The sequence below is a fragment of the Paenibacillus sp. FSL H8-0034 genome (assembly GCF_038000305.1).
Classification (GTDB): Bacteria; Bacillota; Bacilli; order Paenibacillales; family NBRC-103111; genus Paenibacillus_S.
This window is the reverse complement of the sequence record NZ_JBBOBS010000001.1, coordinates 3,631,740-3,655,799: the sequence shown is the minus strand read 5'-3', so window position 1 is coordinate 3,655,799 and position 24,060 is coordinate 3,631,740. Positions and strand designations below refer to the sequence as shown.

The window sequence follows — 24,060 nt, the reverse complement described above, 5'->3', positions numbered from 1 at the left end:
ATCTCATCCTTTATGAAATTGTTGGATTAAACTTTCCTGAGCTTCACTGAAGGTTAGCTTCTCACTGACTTTTTGCTTAGTGAAATCCCAAATCGATTGAATATATTGCAGAGAAAGATCAATATCCGGATTCGAACCTTTTTGGTACGCCCCTATATTAATGAGATCTTCCGAATCCTTATATATGGACATCAATCGTTTTAAATTTTCTGCTGCAGACATATGCTCAGAAGTTACAATTTCCTTCATAACCCGACTGACGCTGGACAATACATCAATAGCTGGATAATGACCACGATTGGCGATAGAACGATCCAGTACGATATGTCCATCCAAAATCCCACGTACTGCATCTGCAATCGGCTCATTCATATCGTCCCCATCAACAAGAACGGTATAAAATGCTGTAATCGAACCTTTGGGTCCGGTACCGGAGCGTTCTAATAACTTGGGCAGCATGGCGAATACAGAAGGTGTGTATCCTCTTGTAGCAGGCGGCTCACCAACAGCAAGACCTACTTCACGCTGGGCCATCGCAAACCTTGTCACTGAATCCATCATCATCATGACATTCAGGCCGCGATCTCTGAAATATTCGGCAATGCTGGTTGCAATTAAAGCTCCTTTAATACGAATCAGAGCAGGCTGATCGGATGTTGCCACGATAACTACGGAACGAGCAAGTCCCTCTGTTCCTAAATCACGTTCGATGAAATCCAATACTTCACGTCCACGTTCACCTATAAGTGCAATTACATTGACATCAGCAGAAGTATTTCTGGCAATCATACCCATCAAGGTACTTTTTCCGACACCAGAACCAGCGAAAATCCCTACCCGCTGACCTTTACCTATGGTAAGCAAGCCGTCAATACAACGGACACCTACGCTAATAGGATCCAATACTCTTGGTCTTTTCAACGGATTACCAGGTATGTTGTTAGTTGAATACTGTGTCATTCTTGAGGGAAGAAAGGTTCCATCCAAGGGCTGACCAAGACCATCCAAAACTTTCCCCAGCAATTCATGGCCCACCTGTACGGTAAGCGGCTTTCCTGTACCAACAACATCGCAGCCAGGACCAATGGAGGTTAGCTCTCCCAGCGGCATAAGCAGCACCCTGTTGTTCTTGAAGCCAACAACCTCAGCTTTTAACGGTTTATTTGATTTAAAAGGATAAATATAACAAACATCACCAATGCTTGCATCCGGACCTTCTGATTCAACAGTTAATCCAATAACCTGAGTTACTTTTCCATTAACCCGAATCGGATCCAGTTGTCTTAAGTGTTCGATATATTTGGATGCATTCGGTACTTGGATCATCTACGACCCCTCGCTTCGTACTGCAAGATGTTGTAGAGCATTTTTAATTTCTTTTAGCTGCGTATCAATTCTCGCATCAATACTTCCAAACGTTGATCTGACGACACAGCCATGGTCATGTACAGAAGGATCGGGGATAATTTGCAATTCCGCTTGTGAATCAATATGCAGCAGAAGCTCTTCACGTGCATCCTGAATATAAGGAAATTGTGAAGGCGATATACAAAGCGTTATAATTCCTTTTTCTCTCCTTCTGGCAAGAACGGTTTTAATTAGGTCAGTCACCCATTCAGATTCTACTGTAAGCTGTCTGGAAACAATCTTCTCGGCTATGGAACAACTCATCTCGATCAGAAACGGCTCTGCTTCTTGTATAATTTGCTGTTTGAGCAAATAAGATTGCTCCAATATGGTGGATGACTCCTGGAGCATCTCGTTGTACTGATTACGCAGCTCTAATTCTGCCTGTGCGGCTCCTTCTTCAAAGCCTTTTTGATAGCCTTCTTCCTTCAACTGAGTTTGCAACTCAGCGTCATGCTGTCTCTGTTCATTCCACCACAGCTCAATTTCGGCTTGTGCCTGCTGCCTTATAGCTGCTGCCTCATCCATTGCAGCTCTGACCTGCTCTTCGGCAAAAGCTTCTGCATCCTGGAGAATTTGCTCCTTAATTTGAGAAGCCGTTGCCAGCTCTTCTAATTCTTCTTGGGAAAGCTCTTCCTCTTCATTTGATGTATCATCAAACAGCTTCGGCTGAGCAGCAATTTCCACAATTTTCTTCTCTTCCAACGATACATATTGGGAAATCTTGATGACATTAGACAATAATATCATCTCCTCCACCACGTGCAATGATAATTTCTCCGGATTCTTCTAAACGACGTATGGTAGCCACAATACGTGTCTGTGCTTCCTCTACATCGCGCAATCGAACGGGTCCCATAAACTCCATCTCTTCCCGGAATGTTTCGGACATCCGTTTGGACATGTTTTTGAAAATAGCCTCTCGTACTTCCTCACTTGCTACTTTAAGTGCCAGCTGTAGATCCGCATTTTCAATATCGCGTATGATGCGTTGGATAGAACGATTATCCACATTAACAATATCCTCAAACACAAACATTCTTTTCTTAATCTCTTCAGCCAGCTCTGGATCCTGAATTTCAAGAGAGTCCAGAATCGTCCGCTCAGTTCCTCTGTCAACACCGTTCAAAATCTGAACGATAGCAGATATCCCACCTGCATTGGTGTAATCTTGAGTTACGGTAGCAGATAGCTTTTGCTCCAACACCCGTTCAACCTGACTAATAACCTCAGGCGAAGTGCTGTCCATCAGAGCAATACGTTTAGCCACATCTGCTTGCTTGTCCTGAGGAAGCGATGAAAGAATAATGGAAGACTGCTCAGGCTGCAAGTAAGCTAATACCAGGGCAATCGTTTGGGAATTCTCATTCTGAATGAAATTCAAAATTTGAGCAGGGTCGGCTTTTCTGGCAAAGTCAAAAGGCCTTACTTGCAAGGTCGCCGTCAAACGATTGATAATATCAAGTGCCTTCTGCGATCCCAGTGCCTTCTCAAGTATTTCTTTGGCGTACGAAATACCACCTTGGGAAATAAATTCCTGAGCTAGACAAATCTGATGAAACTCGGACAATATCGATTCTTTTTCTATATTGTCTACTTTTCTAACATTGGCAATTTCCAATGTCAGCTGCTCGATCTCTTCATCACGAAGATGCTTGAATATTTGAGCAGAAACCTCCGGTCCCAGGCTTATCAACAGAATAGCTGCTTTTTGACGACCTGATAACCCTTGTTGCTGAACTTTAGCCAAAAAAGCACACCCCTATTCGTCTACTAACCATGTACGAAGCAAATTAACAAATTCTTCCGGCTTTCTTTTGGCCAGGGTCTCGAGTTGCTTACGCACTTGATTATCATTAGTTACATTATCAATATCAATGGTGGGGAATTCCACCTTAGCTGGCTCTAATGCCAATTCCTCTTCAGCTTCACGTTTCAATCTCCGACGTCTTACAAGCAAGTAGCCGCCTAATACTAGCAGAGCAAGCGCAAGTCCGCCTAGACCACCATACAACAGCATAGCATTGGAACTGACAGCAGTTGCATTAGGTCTTGCAAAAGTATGTGCAAATACAGTTACCTTTTTCGTCAAATCGTCGTCAGTCAGTGTTTGCTTATTATCAGCAAGTGCCGCTCTTACCACGTTTACCAATATGCGTTGTACGGCATCTTTGGTTTCCTGAGTTAATGAATTAGGATCTTCAGGATTAGGTGGTTCAATTCCAACATTTATGGTTAAATCTTTAACAATGTAGGGAGTTGCAACAATATCATTCGTGATCCGGTTAACTTCATAATTAACTGTCTTTTGAAGCTCCTCGGATTTGGCTGTGCCACCATTGTTACTACCGGGATAACCTGGTACATCAGATTGCCCCGTACCTGGAACGCCAGCAGCAGCCGAACTTCCATCACTGTTATAATTTTTTTGAATTTCTTGAACGGAAATTTCCAAACCTTTTTGATCCACCACATTGGGTGCAGTCACTAGCTGCTCCTTCGTATTGGTTTGATCAAAATTCATGGTAGAAAACACCTGAACAATCACTTTATCTTTTCCAAGCAGGGTAGCCAGCATTTGTTGAACATTCTTTTGAATATCATTTTTGAATTGATTATTGATTTCAAAGTTTTGCGTTGCCATGCTGGTATTGGTGATTTTCCCTTTGCCCTTGGAATACTCCAGCAATTCCCCGTTTTGATCGGAAATCGTTATGTTCTCAACTGGCAATCCCTTGATGCTATGGGATACTAGATTGTACATCGTGTCAACTTTGGCTTGGTCCAGACTGTATCCAGGCTTCATATTTAAAACAACCGAAGCCGTCGCTTTTTCCTTTTCGGTTCCTTTGGGTAGAAACACGGTCTCTTCTGGTAAGCTGATCAACACTTTGGAGCTGCTCACTGCACTGTTCGAATTGATAAGCTGCTGAAGCTCTCCTTGTATTGCATTCACATACTTAACATTAAATTCTTTATCCGTTGTTCCAAATGTGCTGTTTTGATTAAAAACCCCGTATCCGATATTTCCGCTTTTATTGATCCCTTGCGATTCAACAGCCAATTTTACATTGGCAACTTCGCTTCGCGGAACCCCAATACTTTTCCCATCTTCGCTGAGTTGATAGGGAATTTTTGCTCCATCCAAATAAGTCTTTATTGCAGCAGCATCAGTAGCTTGTAAATCCGTGTAAGCCAGGGCGTACTCTGTTTTTGAAAAGTTATAGCTTATAATTCCAATCGTTAGTAAAACCAGAACAACTGTTGAAACAAAAGTGATTTTCTGTGTTTTACTAAATTGATTCCAGTATTGGGTTATCTTGTTCCAAAACTGGGTTAGATTCTCATTCACTCTTCCACCCCATCTAAAGACTCAAGCTAAGATTCAAAGTGCTTTTATACTTGCATCCTCATGACTTCCTGATATGCATCAATTACTTTGTTACGTAATTGTACCGTCAGCTCTAAACCAAGGGATGCCTTCTCCGAAGCGATTATCAACTGATGTACATCAGAGATCTCTCCTTTGGCAAATTGTTCATTTAACTGATCGACCTGCTGCTGCTGAGTATTAAGCTTGGTAATGGCATCCGATAAAAAGCTTCCAAACTGATCGGTCACTTCCGACGCACTCAAGCCTTTAGCAGCAGATTGAGGAATGATGGCTTGTAAAGGCTGGAGCCCCATTTTTTCTACCATGGTGAAGTCCCCTTTCTATTAAAATAATTGTTATCTGCCTATCTCCAACGCTTTTGCGATCAATGATTTGGAGGCATTGAGTGCAGTTACATTGGCCTCATAAGAACGGGAAGCAGAAATCATATCTACCATTTCCTTAAGCACGTCAACATTGGGCATCATTAAAAATCCGTTCTCGTCTGCGTCGGGATGCGTTGGGTTGTAAACTTGCTTAAAGGGAGAAGTATCCTCAATAATTTGTGTCACTTTAACCCCTTCTCCAGCGGCATTGGTTTGTGCATTTTGGAGAGCTTGCTCAAACGAAGGTTTCTTTGGCTCAATAGTAACCAGCTTCCTTTGATAAGGTACCCATTTTCCGTTGACTAGTTTAGCTCTCGTTGAGTCAGCATTGGCGATGTTAGAAGATATAACATCCATTCGGAAACGTTGCGCCGTTAATGCAGAGGAGCTAATATCAAACCCGTTCGTAAGCTTCATTGGTTACCCTCTCCCTTGAATTGCCGTTCTTGCCTTTTTAATATCATTGCTGATCTGCTGAACCATTACATTATACCGCAGTTGGTTCTTAGCCATTAAAGACATCTCTGCATCAATATCCACATTGTTTAAATTGTTATTGATCGTTGATTGCTTGTCCTTGACAATCTGTGCTTCTACTCTGGCAGGTCGACCGATGTAAAAATGTTTAGGATCCGTTCTGTACCCTTCAAAAGAAGACACATTCAATTCCTGCTGTAGTAGCTCTTCAAAACGAACCTCTGATTTTTTGAAATAGGGAGTATCTGCATTAGCCACATTATCTGCGATCACACGCTGGCGTAAAGTTGCAGCATCCAAAGAGCGTTCCATTTGATTAAAGCCGGCTTTATTAAGAATATCCATGTTTGTTCCTACCTTTTTTCGGTAATGTTAAATTGTACTATTCAACAAGTCTAATACATATTCCTCCTTTTCTCGACATATTAATCGAAATAAAATATAACAAATTTCGTTGATAATCATAGTAAAAGAGACCTATAACTATATTGATGATATTTGGGAATTATTACAATGAGAAAAAAGCCCTATATTTTATATATAGGGCTTATAACCTGTAATTTAACTATAACTTTATACTTTGCAATCCGGTCATCAATTGATCATTAAGAACACGAATATAGGTGCCTTTCATACCTAAGGATCTCGTCTCGATTACCCCGGCACTTTCGAGCTTTCTCATCGCATTAACAATCACAGATCTTGTAATTCCGACACGATCCGCTATTTTACTTGCGACAAGCAGCCCCTCACTTCCTTCCAGCTGTTCGAAAATATGTTCGACTGCTTCCAGTTCACTGAACGATAAGGAACCAACAGCGACCTGAACAACCGCTTTACTTCGAGTTTCCACCTCTATCTGCTCTGCTTTTTCATGCAGAATCTCCATAGCTACTACGGTTGAGCCATATTCAGCCAATATAAGGTCGTCATCGATAAAAGCATGATTCCAGCGAGTTAGAATCAAGGTGCCTAATCTTTCGCCGCCCCCAATGACAGGTACAATGGTAATGAAAATGTTAGCCGCGGAAGCCTCTTCGCCGAAAACATGATATTCACTATCCGCACCCATATTCGACGATGTTTCGTTGATTTTGAGCAGCAATTGATTGTATTCGTCTGGAAATCGGTTCTCACTTCCAAGGGTTGCGGACAAGATTTCATCCTGAACATCCGTATCAAATGCTCTGCCCAGCACTTTACCCTTACGACTAACTACATATATATTGGCATGCAGAATGTCACTCAGCACACTGGCCATATTCAGAAAACTGACCGGGTTCCCCGCTTCTTTTTGCAGTAGTCTGTTTAAGGTTCGTGTTTTTTCTAATAATGTCATGAAACTGCCTCCCAGTGCGTCCAACGGTTATAATAAGTGTTATAAAATGTATTGACTTAAATCTCGGTTTTGGACAATATCCGAAAGCTTTTCTCTTACATATTCCGGAGTTATCAGAATTTGTTCAAGAGTGATTTCGGGAGCTTCGAAGGACAGATCCTCCAGTAATTTTTCGAGAATCGTGTGTAAACGTCTGGCCCCGATATTGTCTGTGTTCTGATTAACCTCTGCAGCTATACGAGCAATTTCTTCAATCGCTGCATCTGAAAAATTAACATGGATGCCTTCAGTTTCCAAAAGAGCCGTATATTGCTTAGTTAATGAATACTGCGGTTCTTTTAAAATGAGTATAAAGTCCTGCTCGGTTAAACTGCTTAATTCCACCCGAATTGGAAATCTTCCTTGAAGTTCAGGAATTAAATCGGACGGTTTAGCAATATGGAAAGCACCTGCAGCAATAAAGAGAATATAATCGGTTTGAACCGGTCCATATTTTGTCATCACTGTCGAGCCTTCAACGATAGGCAATATATCTCTCTGCACACCTTCCCGTGAAACATCAGGACCGCTGCCGCGGCCGGAGCTGCAGATCTTATCAATTTCATCTATAAATATAATCCCCAGCTGTTCGACACGCAGGATCGCTTCCTGTATGACCTCATCCATTTCCAACAGCTTTTGGGCTTCTTCCTGAGTCAATACTTTTCGGGCTTCCTTGATGGTCAGCTTACGCTTTTTCATTTTCTTGGGCATCAAGCTCCCAAACATTTCCTGCATATTCATTCCAGATTGCTCGTTACCCTGACCCGATAACATATCCAGCATATTCGGTGCACTATCTTCCACTTCAATCTCTATCGTCTTATCCTCAAGAAGACCTTTCAGCAGCTGCTCCTTTAGCTCCTGCTTACGGGAAATCACATTATAATCTTCCTCTTGTTCCTGTGGCTCCGAGTTACCGGCATTACCAAATAACATTTCCAACGGATTCCGTTGTGTCTTCTGCTTAGTAGCTCCTGGTACTAAAATAGAAACAATTCGATCATTTGCCAGCTGTTCCGCTTTATCTTTTAATTTTTCAGTGCGCTCTGCTTTGACAATGCGAATCGAAGTCTCAACCAAATCTCTGACCATTGCTTCCACATCACGTCCAACATAGCCAACCTCTGTAAATTTGGTCGCTTCGACTTTAACAAAGGGAGCATTGACCAGTTTGGCTAAACGTCTGGCGATCTCTGTTTTACCGACACCTGTAGGTCCAATCATTAAAATGTTTTTAGGTACAATTTCGTTCTTTATGGATTCATCGAGCAAGCTTCGACGATACCGATTACGAAGAGCGACGGCAACCGATTTTTTGGCATTTTTTTGACCTATAATGTACTGGTCTAACTTGGCGACCACCTCTCTGGGGGTCAAAGATGTATGCTTCAAGAGAATACCTCCCTCATCCTATTCGATTTCTTCCACTATAATGTTGTGATTGGTAAACACACATATCTCAGCAGCCATGGTTAGAGCAGCCTGTGCAATTTCCTTGGCACTCATTTGCGGAGCATAACGATGAAGCGCGCGTCCAGCCGCAAGCGCAAAAGAGCCACCTGACCCAATTGCCAAAATCCCGTCATCAGGCTCAATAATTTCACCATTACCCGAGATCAAAAGGACATAATGGGCATCCATTACGATCATCATCGCTTCCAGCCTGCGCAGCACACGGTCAGATCGCCATTCCTTGGCAAGCTCAACAGCAGCCCGTTGCAGATTGCCTTGATGCTCCTCAAGCTTGGCTTCGAACTTTTCAAATAAAGTAATCGCATCCGCAACACTTCCTGCAAAACCTGCTACCACCTTGCCACGGTACAGTCTTCTCACTTTTTTTGCTGAATTTTTCATGACCATGCTATTGCCGAAGGTTACTTGCCCATCACCGGCAATCGCACCTTTACCTTGATGCTTAATAGCAAAAATCGTTGTTGCATGAAAGGTTTGCTCCATCCAAAACCTACCTCCAGAAAGTAAACTTGTAACCGGGATCATACAATAGAAAAACCTCGATCGAGTCGCATAAAATCAGGCAGCCGCGATAAGAGGTTCATGTATTCACGATATTATCTTATTTATTTAAGCCCAAAACTTATATTATCATAGTAACGCTTTTCGTTTCAAGTTAAATTGTATTCGTTTTGTGAAAAATTCTGAATTTTCTCAATAGCACGTTGAGCGATTTTTTCATTTTTAAGCTTTTTACTTTTAAATCGCTCACCCAAAGGCGGTAAAAGTCCGAAGTTGGCATTCATCGGTTGAAAATGATTGAAATCAGCAGTTGTTATATAATTAGCCATGCTGCCCAGTGTCGTATCCAGCGGTAATACCACACATTCTTTACCTTTTGCAAAACGCCCTGCATTTATTCCCGCTATTAAGCCGGAGGCTGCAGATTCTACGTAACCCTCAACACCGGTCATTTGACCCGCAAAAAACAAATTGTCCCTGTTGACGAACTGATAGGTTGGCTTCAGCAGCTTGGGAGAATTAATAAATGTATTGCGATGCATGACACCGTAACGGACAAACTCGGCATTTTCCAATCCGGGGATTAAGGAAAATACCCGTTTTTGCTCGCCCCACTTTAAGTGCGTTTGAAAACCTACCATATTATATAGGGTTCCTGCAGCATTATCCTGACGCAATTGAACGACAGCATAAGGAAGCTCATTCGTATGCGGATTAATCAAACCTACGGGCTTCATTGGACCAAATAATGCCGTTTGCTTGCCTCTTTGTGACATGACCTCTATGGGCATGCAGCCTTCAAAATAAATCTCTTTTTCAAAATCTTTGATCGGCGCTACCTCTGCTGACACAAGAGCATCATGAAAAACATTAAATTCTTCTTCAGTCATCGGACAGTTCAGATAAGCAGCTTCCCCTTTATCGTAACGCGAAGCCAGATACACCTTGCTCATATCGATGGAATCCTTCTCAATGATCGGAGCGGCAGCATCATAAAAATATAAATACTCTTCCCCCATCAGCTGCTGCAAATGTGCAGAAAGCGCAGGTGATGTTAGCGGACCCGTTGCCACCACCGTTATCCCCTCAGGCAGCGATTCCAGCTCCGCATTCCGTACTTCAATTAACGGATGATTGCGCAGCATAGAGGTTACTTCTCCTGAGAAGCCGTCACGATCCACTGCCAGCGCTCCGCCAGCAGGAACCGCGTGTTTGTCAGCACAACGAAGAATCAACGAATTAAGATGACGCATTTCTTCCTTTAATACACCAACAGCGTTAGCAAGTCCATTCGCACGGAGCGAATTGCTGCACACCAATTCAGCAAACTGATCTGAAATATGCGCAGGTGTTTTCTTCACGGGACGCATTTCGTATAGGATAACAGGGACACCTTGATTAGCAATTTGCCATGCAGCTTCACTGCCAGCCAAGCCAGCCCCGATTACGGTAACACTAGGTAATTCTGACACTATCATATCCTCCTAAGAATATCTTCGAAAATTAATTAATCATTTTCCTGAATCTCTTCTTTAAAATCACATTGCACACATTGATGGAATACGCCGTTTTTGTTTCTTTTTTCAATCAGCATGGAGCCGCATTTTGGGCAAGGCTGCTCTACCGGCTTATCCCAGGACACGAATTCACAGGCAGGATATTGGTCACAGCCATAAAAAATTCTACCCTTTTTACTGCGACGTTCAATGATATGACCCACCTTACAGGTTGGACAGATAACACCGATATCCTTTACGATTGGTTTCGTATTCCGACAGTCAGGGAATCCCGAGCAAGCAAGAAACTTCCCAAATCGGCCCATTTTATATACGAGATGAAGTCCGCATTTTTCACAAATTTCATCTGAGACTTCATCCTTGATTTCAATTTTTTCCATTTCTTCTTCGGCAAACACAAGCCGCTTTTCGAAGGATTCATAGAAATCTCCAAGTACCTTGACCCAGTTCTCTGTCCCGCCTTCAACATTATCAAGCTCACCTTCCATGTGAGCCGTAAATTCGATATCCAGGATCTCCGGGAAATACTCAATCATTTGCTGGATAACCAGTTCACCAAGCTCCGTAGGAACGAACTTCTTTTCATCAATCGCCACATAGCCGCGCTTCTGAATTGTTTCCAGTGTCGGTGCATATGTACTTGGCCGACCGATGCCCATCTCCTCCAGAGCCTTTACCAAACGTGCTTCCGTATATCGTGGTGGGGGCTGTGTAAAGTGCTGTTTGGGCTCAAGCTGGTTCTTCTTCAGCTTATCTCCCTTTTGCAATGGCGGGAGCAGCTTGTCTTCTTCTGTCGTACCATCATCATTTCCTTCAACATATACTTTCATAAAACCAGCAAATTTCATTTTGGACCCTGCTGCACGAAACACAGCATCTCCTGCCGAGATATCCACAGTCATTGTATCGAGAATGGCTGAAGCCATTTGGCTGGCTACAAATCGTTCCCAGACAAGCTTATATAAACGATGCTGATCACGGCTCAGGTGTTCTTTCATTTGATCAGGTTCCCGTAAAATAGAGCTGGGACGAATCGCTTCATGCGCATCCTGAGCATTAGCCGCTTTCTTGATATATACACGGGGAGTTTCCGGATAAAAAGCATCCCCATATTTATTCACAATAAAATCCTTGGCTTCCTCTTGAGCAATAGGTGAAACTCTTGTTGAGTCTGTACGCATATAAGTAATTAAACCAACTGTGCCTTCGCTCCCAAGCTCAATGCCTTCATATAATTGTTGAGCTACTGACATCGTTTTGGATGCACGGAAGTTCAGCTTGCGGGCAGCTTCCTGCTGTAAGGAGCTCGTGATAAAAGGAGGCGATGGATTACGCAAGCGCTCTTTTTCTTTAACCTCTTGAATCACATATTTGGCTTTCTCTAAGCCTTTTAGGATTTCATTCACTTCTTGCTCATTATTCAGTTCTTTCTTTTCACCATGTATACTATGAAACTTGGCTTCAAACTCGCTGGCTCCGGCCAGAAGTTTTGCGGTAATGGACCAATATTCTTCTGGAACAAAAGCTTTTACTTCATTTTCACGATCATAAATAAGCTTTACGGCTACAGATTGAACACGTCCGGCAGACAAGCCTTTTTTGACTTTTTTCCAAAGCAGCGGACTGATTTTGTAACCGACAAGACGATCCAGAATACGTCTGGCCTGTTGGGCATTAACAAGATCAAGATCGATCTTACGTGGTGTTTTAAAAGCATCCTTGACTGCTTGCTTGGTTATTTCATTAAATACAACTCGGCATTCTTCTGCTTCATCCAACTCCAAATAATGGGCCAGATGCCAAGCGATCGCTTCACCTTCACGATCCGGGTCAGCTGCGAGATAAACCCTTTTCACTTTTTTTCGGGCATCTTTAAGTTCTTTAAGAATTGAGCCTTTTCCGCGGATCGTAATGTATTTAGGTTCAAAATTATTATTTATTTCAACACCAATTTGGCTTTTCGGAAGATCACGTATATGGCCCATTGATGCTTTTACAATAAACTTGCTGCCTAAGTACTTGCCGATTGTTTTTGCTTTTGCGGGTGACTCCACAATGACTAAAGAATCTGCCATAAGCGTCCTTCCCCCCTCAATTTTGATATATATATTTAACAAATAGCGTATAGAGAACCTGGTAATTGTTCCACTCGCTTAGTCAATAGTAAATTTAACAGAACTGCGTGCAAATGTCCAAAGGTAAATTGACTTCCCGTTAGCAGTTCATCAATACTTAAGGGCCTTTGCTGCAGAAGCTCGGTAATGATTTGTTCATCTACTGTCAGCTTTGGTTGTTCTTCTTGTTCATGCTTACTATGTCTCGTCGGGTCTGATGTTATCCGATGACGGTATTCCTCCAATATATCATCCACACAGCTGACAAGCTTGGCACCTTGCTTAATAAGAGCGAGCGTACCTTGGCTTTTGGGTGAAGACACAGGGCCAGGAATCGCAAACACGTCACGTGATTCTTCCAAAGCCTGGTCTGCTGTAATAAGTGAACCGCTTTTAAGAGCTGCTTCTACGACAACTATGCCAAAGCTCAAGCCAGCAATAATCCGATTTCGCTTGGGAAACATCCCGGGATGTGATTTGGTGTTAAGCGGGTATTCACTTACCAGCAAGCCTTGCTCGGCTATCGTCATATAAAGCGACTTGTTCTCAGGGGGATAAATGTGATCTATGCCACAACCCAACACTGCGATCGTACTGCCTTTTTGGCGAAGAGCACCCACATGTGCTGAACTGTCAATCCCTCTAGCTAATCCGCTGATCACGCATACATTTGCCGCAGACAGCTCTTCAGAAAATTGCTCTGCGATTTTACGGCCATATACAGTCGGGTTTCGTGTTCCTACTATTCCTATACTTGGCGAATTTAATAATTCTAAACGTCCTCGAACATAAAGAATCCAGGGTGGCTCAGCCGTTTGCTTCAATAAATAGGGGTAATTGGCATCAAATATCGTAATAATCTCAATTTGTTTGCTTCGATACTTTTCCATTACGGCCTCTACTCGCTCTGTTGTTGCTTCCATAAAAGCTTTTGCAACCGCATTTGCTCTGGCTTCCGTAAGTCCCAACTGCAGCCAATCAGCAGAAGTTACATGCACAGCCTCAATCAATTCAGAAAAAAGACTGACGATTCGTAAAATGGTTTTCCAGCCTATCGCATCAGTTTGATGCAGCATGATAAGTAGGGTTCGATTGTCCATAGTATATATCACTCCTCCATTGAGAACAACTTTTGAACTGTTTGGTATATAAAAAAAGCCTCCTAATCCCGTTAGGGAGTAGAAGGCTTCTTGCCTATTGATCGATATTTATTTGGTGATGCATTTTTCCAAAAGGCCTTTTTCTTCCAAAACACTGACTAAAGTAGAACCCATTTCAGAAGGGGTTGGGGCTACTTTAAGTCCGCAGCGCTCCATGGTTGCTACTTTTTCAGCTGCTGTGCCTTTACCACCGGAAATGATTGCGCCAGCATGGCCCATTCTTTTTCCTGGAGGAGCCGTTTGACCACCGATAAAGCCTACAACCGGTTTTGTCATATTAGCCGCGATCCATTCAGCTGCTTCTTCTTCAGCGGTTCCACCGATTTCACCAATCATGATAACGGCATACGTATCTGGATCGTCATTGAACAATCGTAAAATATCAATGAACTCGGAACCTTTTACAGGGTCTCCACCGATACCAACAGCTGACGATTGACCAATGCCACGTGTTGTCAATTGATGAACGGCTTCGTAAGTTAATGTTCCACTACGGGAAACAACGCCTACGTGACCTGGTGTATGGATATACCCTGGCATGATTCCGATTTTGCATTCGCCTGGAGTAATTACGCCTGGGCAGTTAGGACCGATTAAGCGAGTTTTCTTGCCTTCCAGGTAACGTGCTACTTTTACCATGTCCAGTACCGGAATACCTTCAGTGATACAAATAACCAATTCCAACTCAGCATCGATAGCTTCCAATATAGCATCTGCTGCAAAAGCAGGAGGTACATAAATAACGGAAACTGTCGCGCCTGTTGCTTTTTGAGCTTCGACTACAGTATTAAAAACAGAAAGGGAAGCGGTAGTGCCATTTTCCAATTCGATATCAATCTTCGTTCCGCCCTTACCCGGTGTTACACCGCCAACCATTTGTGTTCCGTAATCAAGACCACCCTTAGTGTGGAACATACCTACGGAGCCAGTGATCCCTTGAGTGATAACTTTTGTATCCTTATTTACTAAAATACTCATTTGGTATAGGTCACATCCCTTGATTAATTAATTATGATTAGGAAACCAGAGCCACGATTTTTTGCGCACCATCCGCCATCGAGTCAGCTGTTACGATATTCAAACCGGATTCATTCAAGATTTTTTTGCCAAGCTCAACATTAGTACCTTCCAAACGAACCACAAGCGGACGCGTCAAGCCTAATTGCTTGGCAGCTTCAACAACACCATTGGCGATAATATCACATTTCATAATACCACCGAAGATATTTACAAAAATACCCTTAACTGCTTCGTCGGAAAGGATGATTTTGAACGCTTCTGTAACCTTCTCCGTTGTTGCACCGCCCCCTACGTCCAGGAAGTTGGCCGGATTTCCGCCGTAATATTTAATAATATCCATTGTTGCCATGGCAAGACCTGCACCATTGACCATACAACCGATGTTTCCTTCTAGTGCAATATAGCTCAGATCATATTTGGAAGCCTGAATTTCCTTCTCATCTTCTTCTTCAAGGTCACGAAGCTCCAAAATATCTTTGTGACGATACAAAGCATTGGAATCAAAATTAAGCTTAGCATCAAGTGCCATCACATCTCCGCTGCCTGTTACTACCAACGGATTGATTTCTGCAATGGAGCAATCTTTATCAACAAACGCAGTGTATAAGGCAACCATGAACTTCACGGCTTTATTAACCAATTCATTAGGAATCTTGATGGCATAAGCAAGCTTACGTGCCTGGAATGCTTGCAAGCCAATAGCTGGATCAATAACTTCTTTAAAGATTTTTTCCGGGGAATGTTCGGCTACTTCTTCGATCTCTGTGCCGCCTTCTTCAGACGCCATCATAACTACGCGTCCAGTTTCACGGTCAACCACGACCCCGATGTAGTATTCTTTTTTAATGTCACAGCCTTCTTCAATTAAGAGACGCTTGACTTCTTTACCCTCGGGACCTGTCTGATGAGTAACCAGAACTTTGCCCAGGATCTGTTCCGCATATGTACGAACCTCGTCCAAGCCTTTGGCTACTTTAACGCCGCCTGCTTTACCGCGTCCGCCTGCATGAATCTGTGCCTTAACGACAACGACTGGAGTTCCGAGTTGTTGTGCAGCCTCAACCGCTTCTTCCACTGTAAAAGCAACCTTCCCATTAGGGACGGCAACTCCGTATTGCTTCAGCAACTGTTTGCCTTGATACTCATGGATATTCATTTAGCAAAATCCTCCTATCAGTAATAGCTTGCCAATTTCTATATAAGCAAGAACTGCAGCGAATGTGCAAGCTCCTCATCAAACGAAGGAAATATTCGCTGTGATGCATACAAAATCCTGCCGAGTGCAGACAACTCAACAAAACCTTAACCATTGTACCATTATTTTTCGATAGTTTCCTTCTTTTTTCACGGAAAGCTGTCATTTTTCAATTAAACTTTTTTATGGTACTGAAAAAAATCCCGTATTATATCATTCCCGAGGAAATAATAAAGCATGTAGCCAACCACAATTCAATTGCCATCAAGTTGATTTATGGTACAATAAGGAAAATCATATGGACGATGAGGAAGCACCTTTTGCCCGAATGAATGACAATGAGGGAAGGTGTCTTTTATGTATGGAAAAGTAATGAGTGCCTGCCTGCACGGTGTTGAAGGTAAGCTTGTTGAGGTAGAGGTGGATTTAAGTAATGGTTTGCCGCAAATGAATATCGTCGGACTTCCCGACAGTGCTGTCAAAGAGTCCATAGAACGTGTAAGAGCTGCCATTAAAAATTGTGGATATACGTTTCCTTTGCAGCGTATAACGATAAATCTTGCTCCCGCTGATGTACGCAAGGAAGGTTCGGCATTCGATTTGGCAATTGCTATGGGCATTTTATATACAAGCGGCCAGCTGCAGTTGGAATTACCCGAACAAATCCTTATTTTAGGTGAGCTAGCCTTGGACGGAACAGTGCGCGCAATCCCGGGTGTGTTATCCATGATCGCTTCGGCCAGTGAACAAGGCATACGCCGCATTCTGATACCGAGACCTAATTATCAGGAGGCAGCGTTAATCCCGGACGTTGAGATTGGTTGTCTTTCTCATTTGAATGACCTTCACAATGGAATCGCCCCTCTCTTTAATATGGCTAATTATTCGCCATCTAAATCAAAATCGCCCGAGGCCAGAATTTCAGCATCCAATGAAGATTACGTGGATGTTCATGGTCAAATGCAAGCCAAACGAGCACTGATGATTTGTGCAGCCGGGATGCATAATATCCTGCTTCTTGGCCCACCGGGCACAGGCAAAACCATGCTTGTCAAAAGACTGCCCTCGATACTTCCCGTCATGTCCGATCAGGAAGCTCTCGAGGTAACGAAAATCTACAGTGCGTCCGGTAAATTTGCCGACCGCAGCAGTTTAATACGCGAGCGGCCATTTCGAATGCCGCATCATTCTGTTTCTTCGGCCGGCCTCGTCGGTGGAGGCGGTATTCCCAAACCCGGAGAGATTAGCCTGGCACATCGCGGCGTATTATTTTTGGATGAATTGCCTGAGTTTTCCCGAAACGTTCTTGAGGTTCTGCGACAACCGTTGGAAGAACGCTACGTCACAATAGGAAGGGCACGCGCCACCTATCGCTTCCCGTCTAACTTTATATTCGCAGCGTCGATGAACCCTTGTCCTTGTGGTTACTGGGGCGCCGAAACACCCGCACATGTATGCACTTGCAGTGAACTTAAAATTGAGCACTATCGATCTAAAATATCGGGTCCTCTGCTGGATCGAATCGATTTGCAGATTGAAGTACCGCGTATTGAATATGGTCAAATCGTTGAAAAAACAGCTCAACTCTCTTCTCAGGAAATGAAATCTCATGTCGACCAAGCTCGTCACATTCAGCTTCACAGGTATAAGCATGCTTCCATTACATTTAATAGTGAGCTTTCCGGTAAATTATTGAAGCAACACTGCCAGCTGAGTATGGAGGCCGAGCAGTTACTCCAAAAATCGTTTGAAGTCCTTGGCTTGAGTGTCCGAGCCTATGATCGCATTCTCAAAATTGCACGCACTATTGCCGACCTGGATGGCAGTCCACAGCTGGGGATTCCTCATTTAGCTGAAGCCCTGCAGTATCGCAGTCTGGATAAAAAAACGCATTCACCGACCAATACCCGCCAGTCAACTGTATAGGTCTCTCATCCTGACTTGTAAAAGACGAATCTATATAGATTTGTCTTTTTTTGTTGCAAAAAATCAAATATTAATACTAATTACCTAAATTTTCATTCAAATTGCGACATTTTTCAACAATAATGTAGTATAATAGCATTACCCGAAAGTATAGGAGTGAACATGTATGATGCTGGGATTATGGAATGCATTGGGTTTTATTTTTCTTGCCTCCACCGTGTACTTGTCTCTTAAAACTGTTTTTGGAAAGGATACTCACCGTGAGTAAATATGCATACACAGAACTACGCAAGGTCAGTACAGAGGACGAACGATTGAGATTGGTTATGGAGGAGATAAATCGGATTATGGAAACAAAAAAACACCGAACAATTGTTCAACGAATATTTAACCAAAAGCCGAAAACCCAACCTAAAGGATGGCGCTGATCGGCTCTTTTTTTGATTGAAATTGAGTTCTCTTTTAAAAAGCATTGACCAGATGATCCAAAGAAACTTGCTCACCTGTTTTAGTTGTTAAGATACTAATGACATCAAATCGAAGTTGAAGCTGCTGTTTCTGATAACGATGAACGTAGAACTGAGCAGTCTCCATCACCTGCTGCTGCTTTTTGGCATTAACCGATTCTTGGGGCGTTCCAAATTGCGGGCTGCCGCTGCGTGTCCGCACTTCCACAAACACAAGAAAGCTGCCATCCTTCACAATCAGATCGATTTCCCCGGTTCGGCAGCGCCAGTTTTTCTCAATGATCTCATAATGCAGTCCCTTGAGATACTTCCAAGCCAATCCTTCTCCTACAGTACCCAGTTGTTTGCGTGTTAACGGATTATTCATAGGATTTAACCTGTATTTGTTTGGCTCGTCCATCAGACCGATAAACAAAGCTCAAAATTTCAGCAACTAGCTTATAGAGCTCTGGAGGAATTTCCTGATCTAATTCCAGTTTGGAAAGAACCTCAACAAGTGAGGAATCCTCCTGTATGGGTACTCCGTTTTCTTTGGCCTTTCTCATGATCGCTTCAGCCATATGCCCTTTGCCTTTGGCTACAAGCACCGGAGCACCTTTCTCTCCCGGCGCATACTTCAGAGCGATAGCTTTTTTTAATGGATCGGGATTTTTAGGCTTCATACGCGTACATCCATTCCTTTGTAAGGTTTTTTGCCATATAACGATTTTATTTGGCTCGATAGATTGGATTCGGTTCTGCTGCCAGCAGCCTTCTCTTCCGTAGGTTGACCCTTTTCCGGATAAGGGCTGCATTTCAGAGAAATAAATTGATAACCAATTTTCGATAAACTTGCTGCTATTTCCTCACGATGGGATTCCAGTAACGGCTGTATGAAGGGCTGGTCGTTTAATACACGCAGGCTGACAATCCGATCCACTACCTGAACATCTATCATCGTATCCCCTAAAGCTTTCATCCGTAAATCAAAGACAAGTCTGCAGTTATTCGCATCAATTTCACCACGTGCACCTTTTCGGGATTGAATATGAATAGCTGCTGTCTGTTCCCCATTGGCATTGATGATCGGAATAAACATCGTAATATTGGAAAAAGCCGAGGTTCTGTCCGTATTCAGCAGCAATTGCTGTCCCGTTATTTGTTGGATCGCCTGCTGGGCGGTCTCTTTCAACGCAGCTGGAGTATCGTCGGATTGCACGAGCATGAGAAGTGCGCTCTTCAGTGTATCCACTGATTTCAACGGATCCTGCTGAGTACCAGCGGGTGTCTGTAAATCTGAACTTCGATCGCTTAAGCTTGCAGCAGACAACAGCTGACTATCAAGGCCGTTTTTTTCCGGCAGCTTAAATATCGCTTGCTCATGCTCTACCCCTACTGCCTTAATCAGCTTGGAAATCCAATGTTCGCTTGTATCCGACTGAATATCGGAAGGGAGAGTAGGAGCTGTCCCATTATTCGCCGTCGATTGCGTCTGATTGGGACGAACGGCGGTTTCCCCCAGCTGCTCCGAAGTCATCTGCTCAGGATTTTTCTTTAAAGTGTTGTTCAGTGCTGAAGCTGTTGTTGCACTGTTATTAACAGTAGGCTGCACAGGGGTAACCTCAACAGCACGACCTGAATTATTCATTAAAGTGCCAGGGCCTGACCCGAGTAGGGATGGTGGCAAAGTCTGGGTCTGTGTGAGATTAGCTGCTGATTTTGTTAACGTCGAAACCTGCTCTAAGCTCTGTGACCCCGTTTTTGATATTATTGCTGAATTCGACGGACCGTCTTCTGCCGCAGCATTGAGAGTCGGGTCAGGCTTGGTTAATAAAGTCTCAGCCTGTAATAAAGTCGATTTGGGAATTGTCGAGCTTGCTTCACCTGTAAGTAATGTAGATCCAGCCTGATTGAGGCCCGCAGCCGCACCTGAAGGGCTCGTACCGGACATTTTAGCAGCTTGTTGACTATCTGCATCCATATCGTTTGGAGCGGCTACAGATGCTTGTGATGCATTCTGCTGACGTCCAGCCTCCTTGGCCGCAGTTAACATATTCTCAACTTCCGTATCCGAAAGCAGGGAAGCCACATTGGGCATCAACTCGCTGGAAGCCTCCTTTACAACTGCAACAACACCTTTAAAGGCATCTATGGCTGATCTTGTCGAAGTTGACAAGTGCTGATTATCGGATAAAAGCTTGGTCATCTGGTCGTCCAATTGCTGAAGCGTCTCATGAAAAGCAGGTCCTGTAATCACCTGTTTTAGCGCTGTAACGGTTTCTCCTGAAAGTGGAATTCCTTTTTGAAAAGCAACCACGGCTGCCGGAATCCAGTCTTCCTGGGAAACTGCAGCAGGTAGCTGGGACTGGAGCTGAGAAAAAGCGTGAACATTATCCTTGGAAAGCGGTACTCCCGATTGATGGAGGGTCTGGATGATTTGACGGTTGATAGCATTGTCCGGCAGCCCGACATTTTTTAATACCTCGGCTAAAGATCCATCGGCAATTTGTACGACCGATGCACCCAATGGTTTTAAAACCATTTGTCCAGAGCTGTTCTCAGGCTGCACCTGAAGCAGGGTGACCTCTCCTTGCTTTAAGGGAGTTTCCAGCTTGGCTCGTACCTGTACACCACCTATGTTGATGATAGCATCCGTTTCGGACAGAAGCTGCAATACCATTCCTTTAACGACCTCTCCCACCTTGAGCTCTAATACTTTAGGTTCGGAAGCTTGCATGTCGTTCAGTACACTTCTGATTAATCCGCTGATATTCAAGTGTGGGCACCTCCTCATGGGAATTAATCAAGCTATGTATATATATCGGCATTTGGCCCGTCACATTTCATAATAAAGTCTTATTAAAACCATTCAAGCTGCTGAGATTCCAACAATATATTTTTGAGAAACGTTTTTCGGTGCATCGTTGTTGAACCCAATTCCAAAAGCTTCTCCCGATGCAGCTTCGTCGCATAACCTTTATGCAGCGCGATCCCATAGTCTGGATATGTTTTATCCCATTCCAAACACATTCGATCTCGCGTGACCTTGGCAATAATTGAAGCAGCTGCAATCGATTGACTAACCGCATCTCCATGAATGATGGGCTGCTGCGCGAATTCTACCTCTACCTGTTCGGCATCTACCAGCAAATAATCGGGAGCAGGGTCAAGCCCTTCGACTGCTAGCTTCATAGCCAGACGCGATGCCTGTTTGATATTAATTTGTTCAATCATCCTTACATCCACAATTCCAATACTGATGGCTACTGCTTCTTGCTGAATAAGTTCATACTGCTGCTCACGTTTTTTGGCAGATAATTTCTTAGAATCATTCACATCCTCCAAAATGAGACCCGGCGGCAAAATAACAGCTGCTGCCACGACATCCCCGAACAAGCAGCCTCTCCCCACTTCATCGACACCAGCAATACGCTGATAGCCTTGATCCCATAATGACCGTTCATATTCCAACATAGCTGATATCGCTTCCTCTCCTGCGGACGTGCATGTATGGCTTATTATACTCGAAATTAACTAATGCGGAAACGAAAAAAAGCCACCCAGATCAGAGTGACTTCTTGTTATCGTGCATCAGACTGCCTGACATCACTTGGCGATTCAAGGCTGATTCGACCCATTTTGCCTGCCCGCAGCTCGCGCAATATGGTAAGTGAAGCTTTCTCGAGATCTACACGCCCACCACTTATTAAAGCACCACGCTTGCGGCCAATTGCTTCCATAACCTCAATCATAGCATCTGTATCCTGTGGGTCGTCCGGCAATTTCTCAATGCTGAACCGCTCCTGCATGGAAGCACCATAATGTACGGTTAAATATTTGACCACATACAAGGCAATATCGGCGATATTGAGAAGCTCCTCTTTTATAGCTCCTGTGGCTGCAAGCCGCATACCGACCATTTGATCCTCAAATTTAGGCCATAAAATTCCGGGCGTATCCAGCAGCTCCATCTCAGCGCCAACCTTGATCCACTGCTGCCCTTTGGTCACCCCAGGGCGATCGCCGGTTGCCGCAATTTTTTTGCCAGCCAAACGATTCGTCAAAGTTGATTTGCCTACGTTAGGAATACCGACAATCAATGCACGAACCGGTCGCGGATTAATTCCTTTTCGAACCTGTGTGGCAATTTTATCGCCAAAAAGCTCTTTACAGCGAACCATAATATCCTTCGTTTGATTACCGTTTGCCGAGTCCACAGGTAATGCCTGAAGTCCTTTGTCAGCAAAATAAGCTACCCACTCAGCTGTTACTATAGGGTCAGCCAAATCATGCTTGTTCAACAGCACCAAACGCGGTTTGTTTTGCAATATTTCATCAATCATCGGGTTTCTGCTGGACATCGGAATACGTGCGTCCAACAGTTCAATCACGACATCAATCAGCTTCAGCTTCTCCTGAATCTGACGGCGAGCTCTTGTCATGTGACCTGGAAACCATTGAATCGTCATACGGTCACCTCAGCTTCTATTCCAAGCCTGTATTCTTTATTAAAAATGAACCAGACTGATTTTATTAAATGGCCAGAAAATCAAATCGGCCCTTCCTACCACTTTCTCGTATTCAATAAATCCGATATCACGGCTGTCGGCACTGTTGGAACGGTTGTCCCCCATGACGAAGATCGTACCGTCGGCAACCTTCTTTTCGGGAAAGTTCCTTGTATTATAAGGGACTCCTTTTTTGGCCGCGTCCTCCAAAGCTTTTTTCAAATAGGGCTCGTCCAGCACCTGGTTGTTGACATACACCTTGTCGCCTTCTACTTTAACCGTTTCCCCAGGAAGCGCGATAACTCGTTTTATGTAATCTTTGTCCTTGGTTGCATGGAATACTATGACCTCTCCACGCTCCGGCTTCCGCATCGAATAAATAATTTTATTGACAATCAATCGTTCGCTTGTATAAAAATTCGGCTCCATGGACGGCCCTTCCACAATAAAAGGAGCAAAAATCAACCAGCGAATAATAAAGACGAGAGCCGCTGCGATCAAAAGCGCTTTAGCCCATTCCCAAGCTTCTTTTTTGAGTGGACTTGATTTTTCAATGGTATTTTCCTGCTCCATCCCAGACCTGCCCTTCCCGATACTGCGTTTCTGTAAAAAACGAAAAGGAGCTTGGTAAACAAGCCCCCGTTTGTTCTCTTCTTATCGAATCTCTTGAATTCTAGCCGCTTTACCACGAAGACCACGCAAGTAGTACAGCTTCGCACGACGAACTTTACCGCGACGAGCCACTTCTAGCTTATCAATCTTCGGAGAATTAAGAGGGAACGTTCTTTCAACGCCTACACCGTAAGAAATCTTTCTTACAGTGAAAGTTTCGCTGATTCCACCACCATGGCGTTTAATAACAACACCTTCAAATAGCTGAATACGCTCGCGAGTACCCTCAATAACTTTAACGTGAATCTTCACTGTATCGCCTGGACGAAACTTAGGCAGATCCTGGCGAATTTGATCCTTGGTAATCTCTTGAATTAAATTACTCATAATTTACTTCCTCCTTCCACACAGGTGTTCATTCCGCCTCTGATGTCGATACTTGGGTAGTTGTGCGTAGAGGACCACCTTAATCGGGCAATATTGCCACAACGTTATACATAATATCATACTTAATAATGGATTACAACAGCCTTTTTAATAGAGCTGATGAATAACATGCATTAA

The 24,060-nt window shown here is 43.6% G+C and carries 23 protein-coding genes; 1 reads left to right on the top strand and 22 read right to left on the bottom strand.

Annotation, left to right across the window (positions count from 1 at the left end):
- Positions 1-3: 3 nt before the first annotated feature.
- From fliI to sucC, 15 genes are all read right to left on the bottom strand, one after another.
- On the bottom strand, positions 4-1,326 hold the full coding sequence (fliI, locus tag NST47_RS16475; RefSeq protein ID WP_341156079.1) for a flagellar protein export ATPase FliI: 1,323 nt from the start codon (positions 1,324-1,326) through the stop codon (positions 4-6).
- Entirely contained in the window at positions 1,327-2,157 is an 831-nt protein-coding gene (locus tag NST47_RS16470) for a FliH/SctL family protein (RefSeq protein WP_341156078.1), read from the bottom strand.
- Positions 2,141-3,157: a flagellar motor switch protein FliG gene (gene fliG / locus NST47_RS16465; protein WP_076232739.1), complete on the bottom strand. Its 1,017-nt coding sequence runs from the start codon at positions 3,155-3,157 to the stop codon at positions 2,141-2,143. Before fliG ends, NST47_RS16470 begins: the two co-directional genes overlap by 17 nt.
- Before the next feature lie 12 nt (positions 3,158-3,169).
- Positions 3,170-4,759 carry a flagellar basal-body MS-ring/collar protein FliF gene (gene fliF, locus NST47_RS16460; RefSeq protein ID WP_341156077.1) on the bottom strand — a complete coding sequence of 530 codons (1,590 nt, stop codon included), beginning with the start codon at positions 4,757-4,759 and terminating at the stop codon, positions 3,170-3,172.
- A gap of 44 nt (positions 4,760-4,803) precedes the next feature.
- A complete protein-coding gene (gene fliE / locus NST47_RS16455; RefSeq protein ID WP_341156076.1) occupies positions 4,804-5,106 on the bottom strand; it encodes a flagellar hook-basal body complex protein FliE in 303 nt (100 codons plus the stop codon).
- Between the two features lie 30 nt (positions 5,107-5,136).
- Positions 5,137-5,583: a flagellar basal body rod protein FlgC gene (gene flgC, locus NST47_RS16450; RefSeq protein ID WP_076232732.1), complete on the bottom strand. Its 447-nt coding sequence runs from the start codon at positions 5,581-5,583 to the stop codon at positions 5,137-5,139.
- A gap of 3 nt (positions 5,584-5,586) precedes the next feature.
- Positions 5,587-5,988, bottom strand: coding sequence for a flagellar basal body rod protein FlgB (flgB, locus tag NST47_RS16445; protein ID WP_341156075.1), 402 nt, complete (start codon positions 5,986-5,988; stop codon positions 5,587-5,589).
- A 220-nt stretch (positions 5,989-6,208) separates the two neighbouring features.
- Complete coding sequence (gene codY, locus NST47_RS16440) at positions 6,209-6,982, bottom strand: GTP-sensing pleiotropic transcriptional regulator CodY (RefSeq protein ID WP_076232727.1); 774 nt, start codon at positions 6,980-6,982, stop codon at positions 6,209-6,211.
- A 39-nt stretch (positions 6,983-7,021) separates the two neighbouring features.
- Positions 7,022-8,416, bottom strand: coding sequence for an ATP-dependent protease ATPase subunit HslU (gene hslU, locus NST47_RS16435; RefSeq protein ID WP_341156074.1), 1,395 nt, complete (start codon positions 8,414-8,416; stop codon positions 7,022-7,024).
- Positions 8,417-8,434: 18 nt separating this feature from the next.
- A complete protein-coding gene (gene hslV / locus NST47_RS16430) occupies positions 8,435-8,980 on the bottom strand; it encodes an ATP-dependent protease subunit HslV (RefSeq protein ID WP_240417538.1) in 546 nt (181 codons plus the stop codon).
- Positions 8,981-9,147: 167 nt separating this feature from the next.
- Positions 9,148-10,470 (bottom strand): FADH(2)-oxidizing methylenetetrahydrofolate--tRNA-(uracil(54)-C(5))-methyltransferase TrmFO, encoded by a 1,323-nt coding sequence (trmFO, locus tag NST47_RS16425; protein WP_076232722.1) that lies wholly within the window; start codon positions 10,468-10,470, stop codon positions 9,148-9,150.
- Positions 10,471-10,505: 35 nt separating this feature from the next.
- On the bottom strand, positions 10,506-12,590 hold the full coding sequence (gene topA, locus NST47_RS16420; RefSeq protein ID WP_341156073.1) for a type I DNA topoisomerase: 2,085 nt from the start codon (positions 12,588-12,590) through the stop codon (positions 10,506-10,508).
- 35 nt (positions 12,591-12,625) lie between these two features.
- The gene (gene dprA / locus NST47_RS16415; RefSeq protein ID WP_341156072.1) at positions 12,626-13,729 is read right to left on the bottom strand and encodes a DNA-processing protein DprA; all 1,104 of its coding nucleotides are present in this window, start codon (positions 13,727-13,729) and stop codon (positions 12,626-12,628) included.
- Between the two features lie 108 nt (positions 13,730-13,837).
- On the bottom strand, positions 13,838-14,767 hold the full coding sequence (gene sucD / locus NST47_RS16410; RefSeq protein WP_341156071.1) for a succinate--CoA ligase subunit alpha: 930 nt from the start codon (positions 14,765-14,767) through the stop codon (positions 13,838-13,840).
- Between the two features lie 37 nt (positions 14,768-14,804).
- A complete protein-coding gene (sucC, locus tag NST47_RS16405) occupies positions 14,805-15,965 on the bottom strand; it encodes an ADP-forming succinate--CoA ligase subunit beta (protein ID WP_076232713.1) in 1,161 nt (386 codons plus the stop codon).
- Positions 15,966-16,361: 396 nt separating this feature from the next.
- Between sucC and NST47_RS16400 the strand changes: the two genes are divergently transcribed.
- The gene (locus NST47_RS16400) at positions 16,362-17,930 is read left to right on the top strand and encodes a YifB family Mg chelatase-like AAA ATPase (RefSeq protein ID WP_341156070.1); all 1,569 of its coding nucleotides are present in this window, start codon (positions 16,362-16,364) and stop codon (positions 17,928-17,930) included.
- Positions 17,931-18,392: 462 nt separating this feature from the next.
- Here the strand turns inward: NST47_RS16400 and NST47_RS16395 are convergent, their stop codons facing one another.
- The 7 genes from NST47_RS16395 to rplS all read right to left on the bottom strand — a co-directional run bounded on the left by NST47_RS16395 (position 18,393) and on the right by rplS (position 23,883).
- Positions 18,393-18,764 (bottom strand): YraN family protein, encoded by a 372-nt coding sequence (locus tag NST47_RS16395; RefSeq protein WP_341156069.1) that lies wholly within the window; start codon positions 18,762-18,764, stop codon positions 18,393-18,395.
- Positions 18,757-19,059 carry an EscU/YscU/HrcU family type III secretion system export apparatus switch protein gene (locus NST47_RS16390; RefSeq protein WP_341156068.1) on the bottom strand — a complete coding sequence of 101 codons (303 nt, stop codon included), beginning with the start codon at positions 19,057-19,059 and terminating at the stop codon, positions 18,757-18,759. Before NST47_RS16390 ends, NST47_RS16395 begins: the two co-directional genes overlap by 8 nt.
- Positions 19,056-21,152 carry a hypothetical protein gene (locus tag NST47_RS16385; protein ID WP_341156067.1) on the bottom strand — a complete coding sequence of 699 codons (2,097 nt, stop codon included), beginning with the start codon at positions 21,150-21,152 and terminating at the stop codon, positions 19,056-19,058. Before NST47_RS16385 ends, NST47_RS16390 begins: the two co-directional genes overlap by 4 nt.
- An 83-nt stretch (positions 21,153-21,235) precedes the next feature.
- Positions 21,236-21,895, bottom strand: a complete 660-nt coding sequence (locus NST47_RS16380; RefSeq protein WP_341159683.1) for a ribonuclease HII — start codon at positions 21,893-21,895, stop codon at positions 21,236-21,238.
- 62 nt (positions 21,896-21,957) lie between these two features.
- Positions 21,958-22,845 (bottom strand): ribosome biogenesis GTPase YlqF, encoded by an 888-nt coding sequence (gene ylqF / locus NST47_RS16375; RefSeq protein WP_341156066.1) that lies wholly within the window; start codon positions 22,843-22,845, stop codon positions 21,958-21,960.
- Between the two features lie 39 nt (positions 22,846-22,884).
- A complete protein-coding gene (gene lepB / locus NST47_RS16370; RefSeq protein WP_076232698.1) occupies positions 22,885-23,457 on the bottom strand; it encodes a signal peptidase I in 573 nt (190 codons plus the stop codon).
- Between the two features lie 81 nt (positions 23,458-23,538).
- A complete protein-coding gene (gene rplS / locus NST47_RS16365; protein ID WP_076232696.1) occupies positions 23,539-23,883 on the bottom strand; it encodes a 50S ribosomal protein L19 in 345 nt (114 codons plus the stop codon).
- Positions 23,884-24,060: the final 177 nt, after the last annotated feature.

What these genes read in the sequence shown, in the direction of transcription:
- dprA (WP_341156072.1), bottom strand. Translation starts at nt 13,729, where the DNA reads ATGGACAATCGAACCCTACTTATCATGCTGCATCAAACTGATGCGATA.
- codY (WP_076232727.1), bottom strand. Translation starts at nt 6,982, where the DNA reads ATGACATTATTAGAAAAAACACGAACCTTAAACAGACTACTGCAAAAA.
- rplS (WP_076232696.1), bottom strand. Translation starts at nt 23,883, where the DNA reads ATGAGTAATTTAATTCAAGAGATTACCAAGGATCAAATTCGCCAGGAT.
- flgB (WP_341156075.1), bottom strand. Translation starts at nt 5,988, where the DNA reads ATGGATATTCTTAATAAAGCCGGCTTTAATCAAATGGAACGCTCTTTG.
- topA (WP_341156073.1), bottom strand. Translation starts at nt 12,590, where the DNA reads ATGGCAGATTCTTTAGTCATTGTGGAGTCACCCGCAAAAGCAAAAACA.
- sucC (WP_076232713.1), bottom strand. Translation starts at nt 15,965, where the DNA reads ATGAATATCCATGAGTATCAAGGCAAACAGTTGCTGAAGCAATACGGA.
- NST47_RS16395 (WP_341156069.1), bottom strand. Translation starts at nt 18,764, where the DNA reads ATGAATAATCCGTTAACACGCAAACAACTGGGTACTGTAGGAGAAGGA.
- hslV (WP_240417538.1), bottom strand. Translation starts at nt 8,980, where the DNA reads ATGGAGCAAACCTTTCATGCAACAACGATTTTTGCTATTAAGCATCAA.
- fliI (WP_341156079.1), bottom strand. Translation starts at nt 1,326, where the DNA reads ATGATCCAAGTACCGAATGCATCCAAATATATCGAACACTTAAGACAA.
- fliE (WP_341156076.1), bottom strand. Translation starts at nt 5,106, where the DNA reads ATGGTAGAAAAAATGGGGCTCCAGCCTTTACAAGCCATCATTCCTCAA.
- ylqF (WP_341156066.1), bottom strand. Translation starts at nt 22,845, where the DNA reads ATGACGATTCAATGGTTTCCAGGTCACATGACAAGAGCTCGCCGTCAG.
- lepB (WP_076232698.1), bottom strand. Translation starts at nt 23,457, where the DNA reads ATGGAGCAGGAAAATACCATTGAAAAATCAAGTCCACTCAAAAAAGAA.
- sucD (WP_341156071.1), bottom strand. Translation starts at nt 14,767, where the DNA reads ATGAGTATTTTAGTAAATAAGGATACAAAAGTTATCACTCAAGGGATC.
- flgC (WP_076232732.1), bottom strand. Translation starts at nt 5,583, where the DNA reads ATGAAGCTTACGAACGGGTTTGATATTAGCTCCTCTGCATTAACGGCG.
- NST47_RS16400 (WP_341156070.1), top strand. Translation starts at nt 16,362, where the DNA reads ATGTATGGAAAAGTAATGAGTGCCTGCCTGCACGGTGTTGAAGGTAAG.
- NST47_RS16390 (WP_341156068.1), bottom strand. Translation starts at nt 19,059, where the DNA reads ATGAAGCCTAAAAATCCCGATCCATTAAAAAAAGCTATCGCTCTGAAG.
- NST47_RS16470 (WP_341156078.1), bottom strand. Translation starts at nt 2,157, where the DNA reads ATGATATTATTGTCTAATGTCATCAAGATTTCCCAATATGTATCGTTG.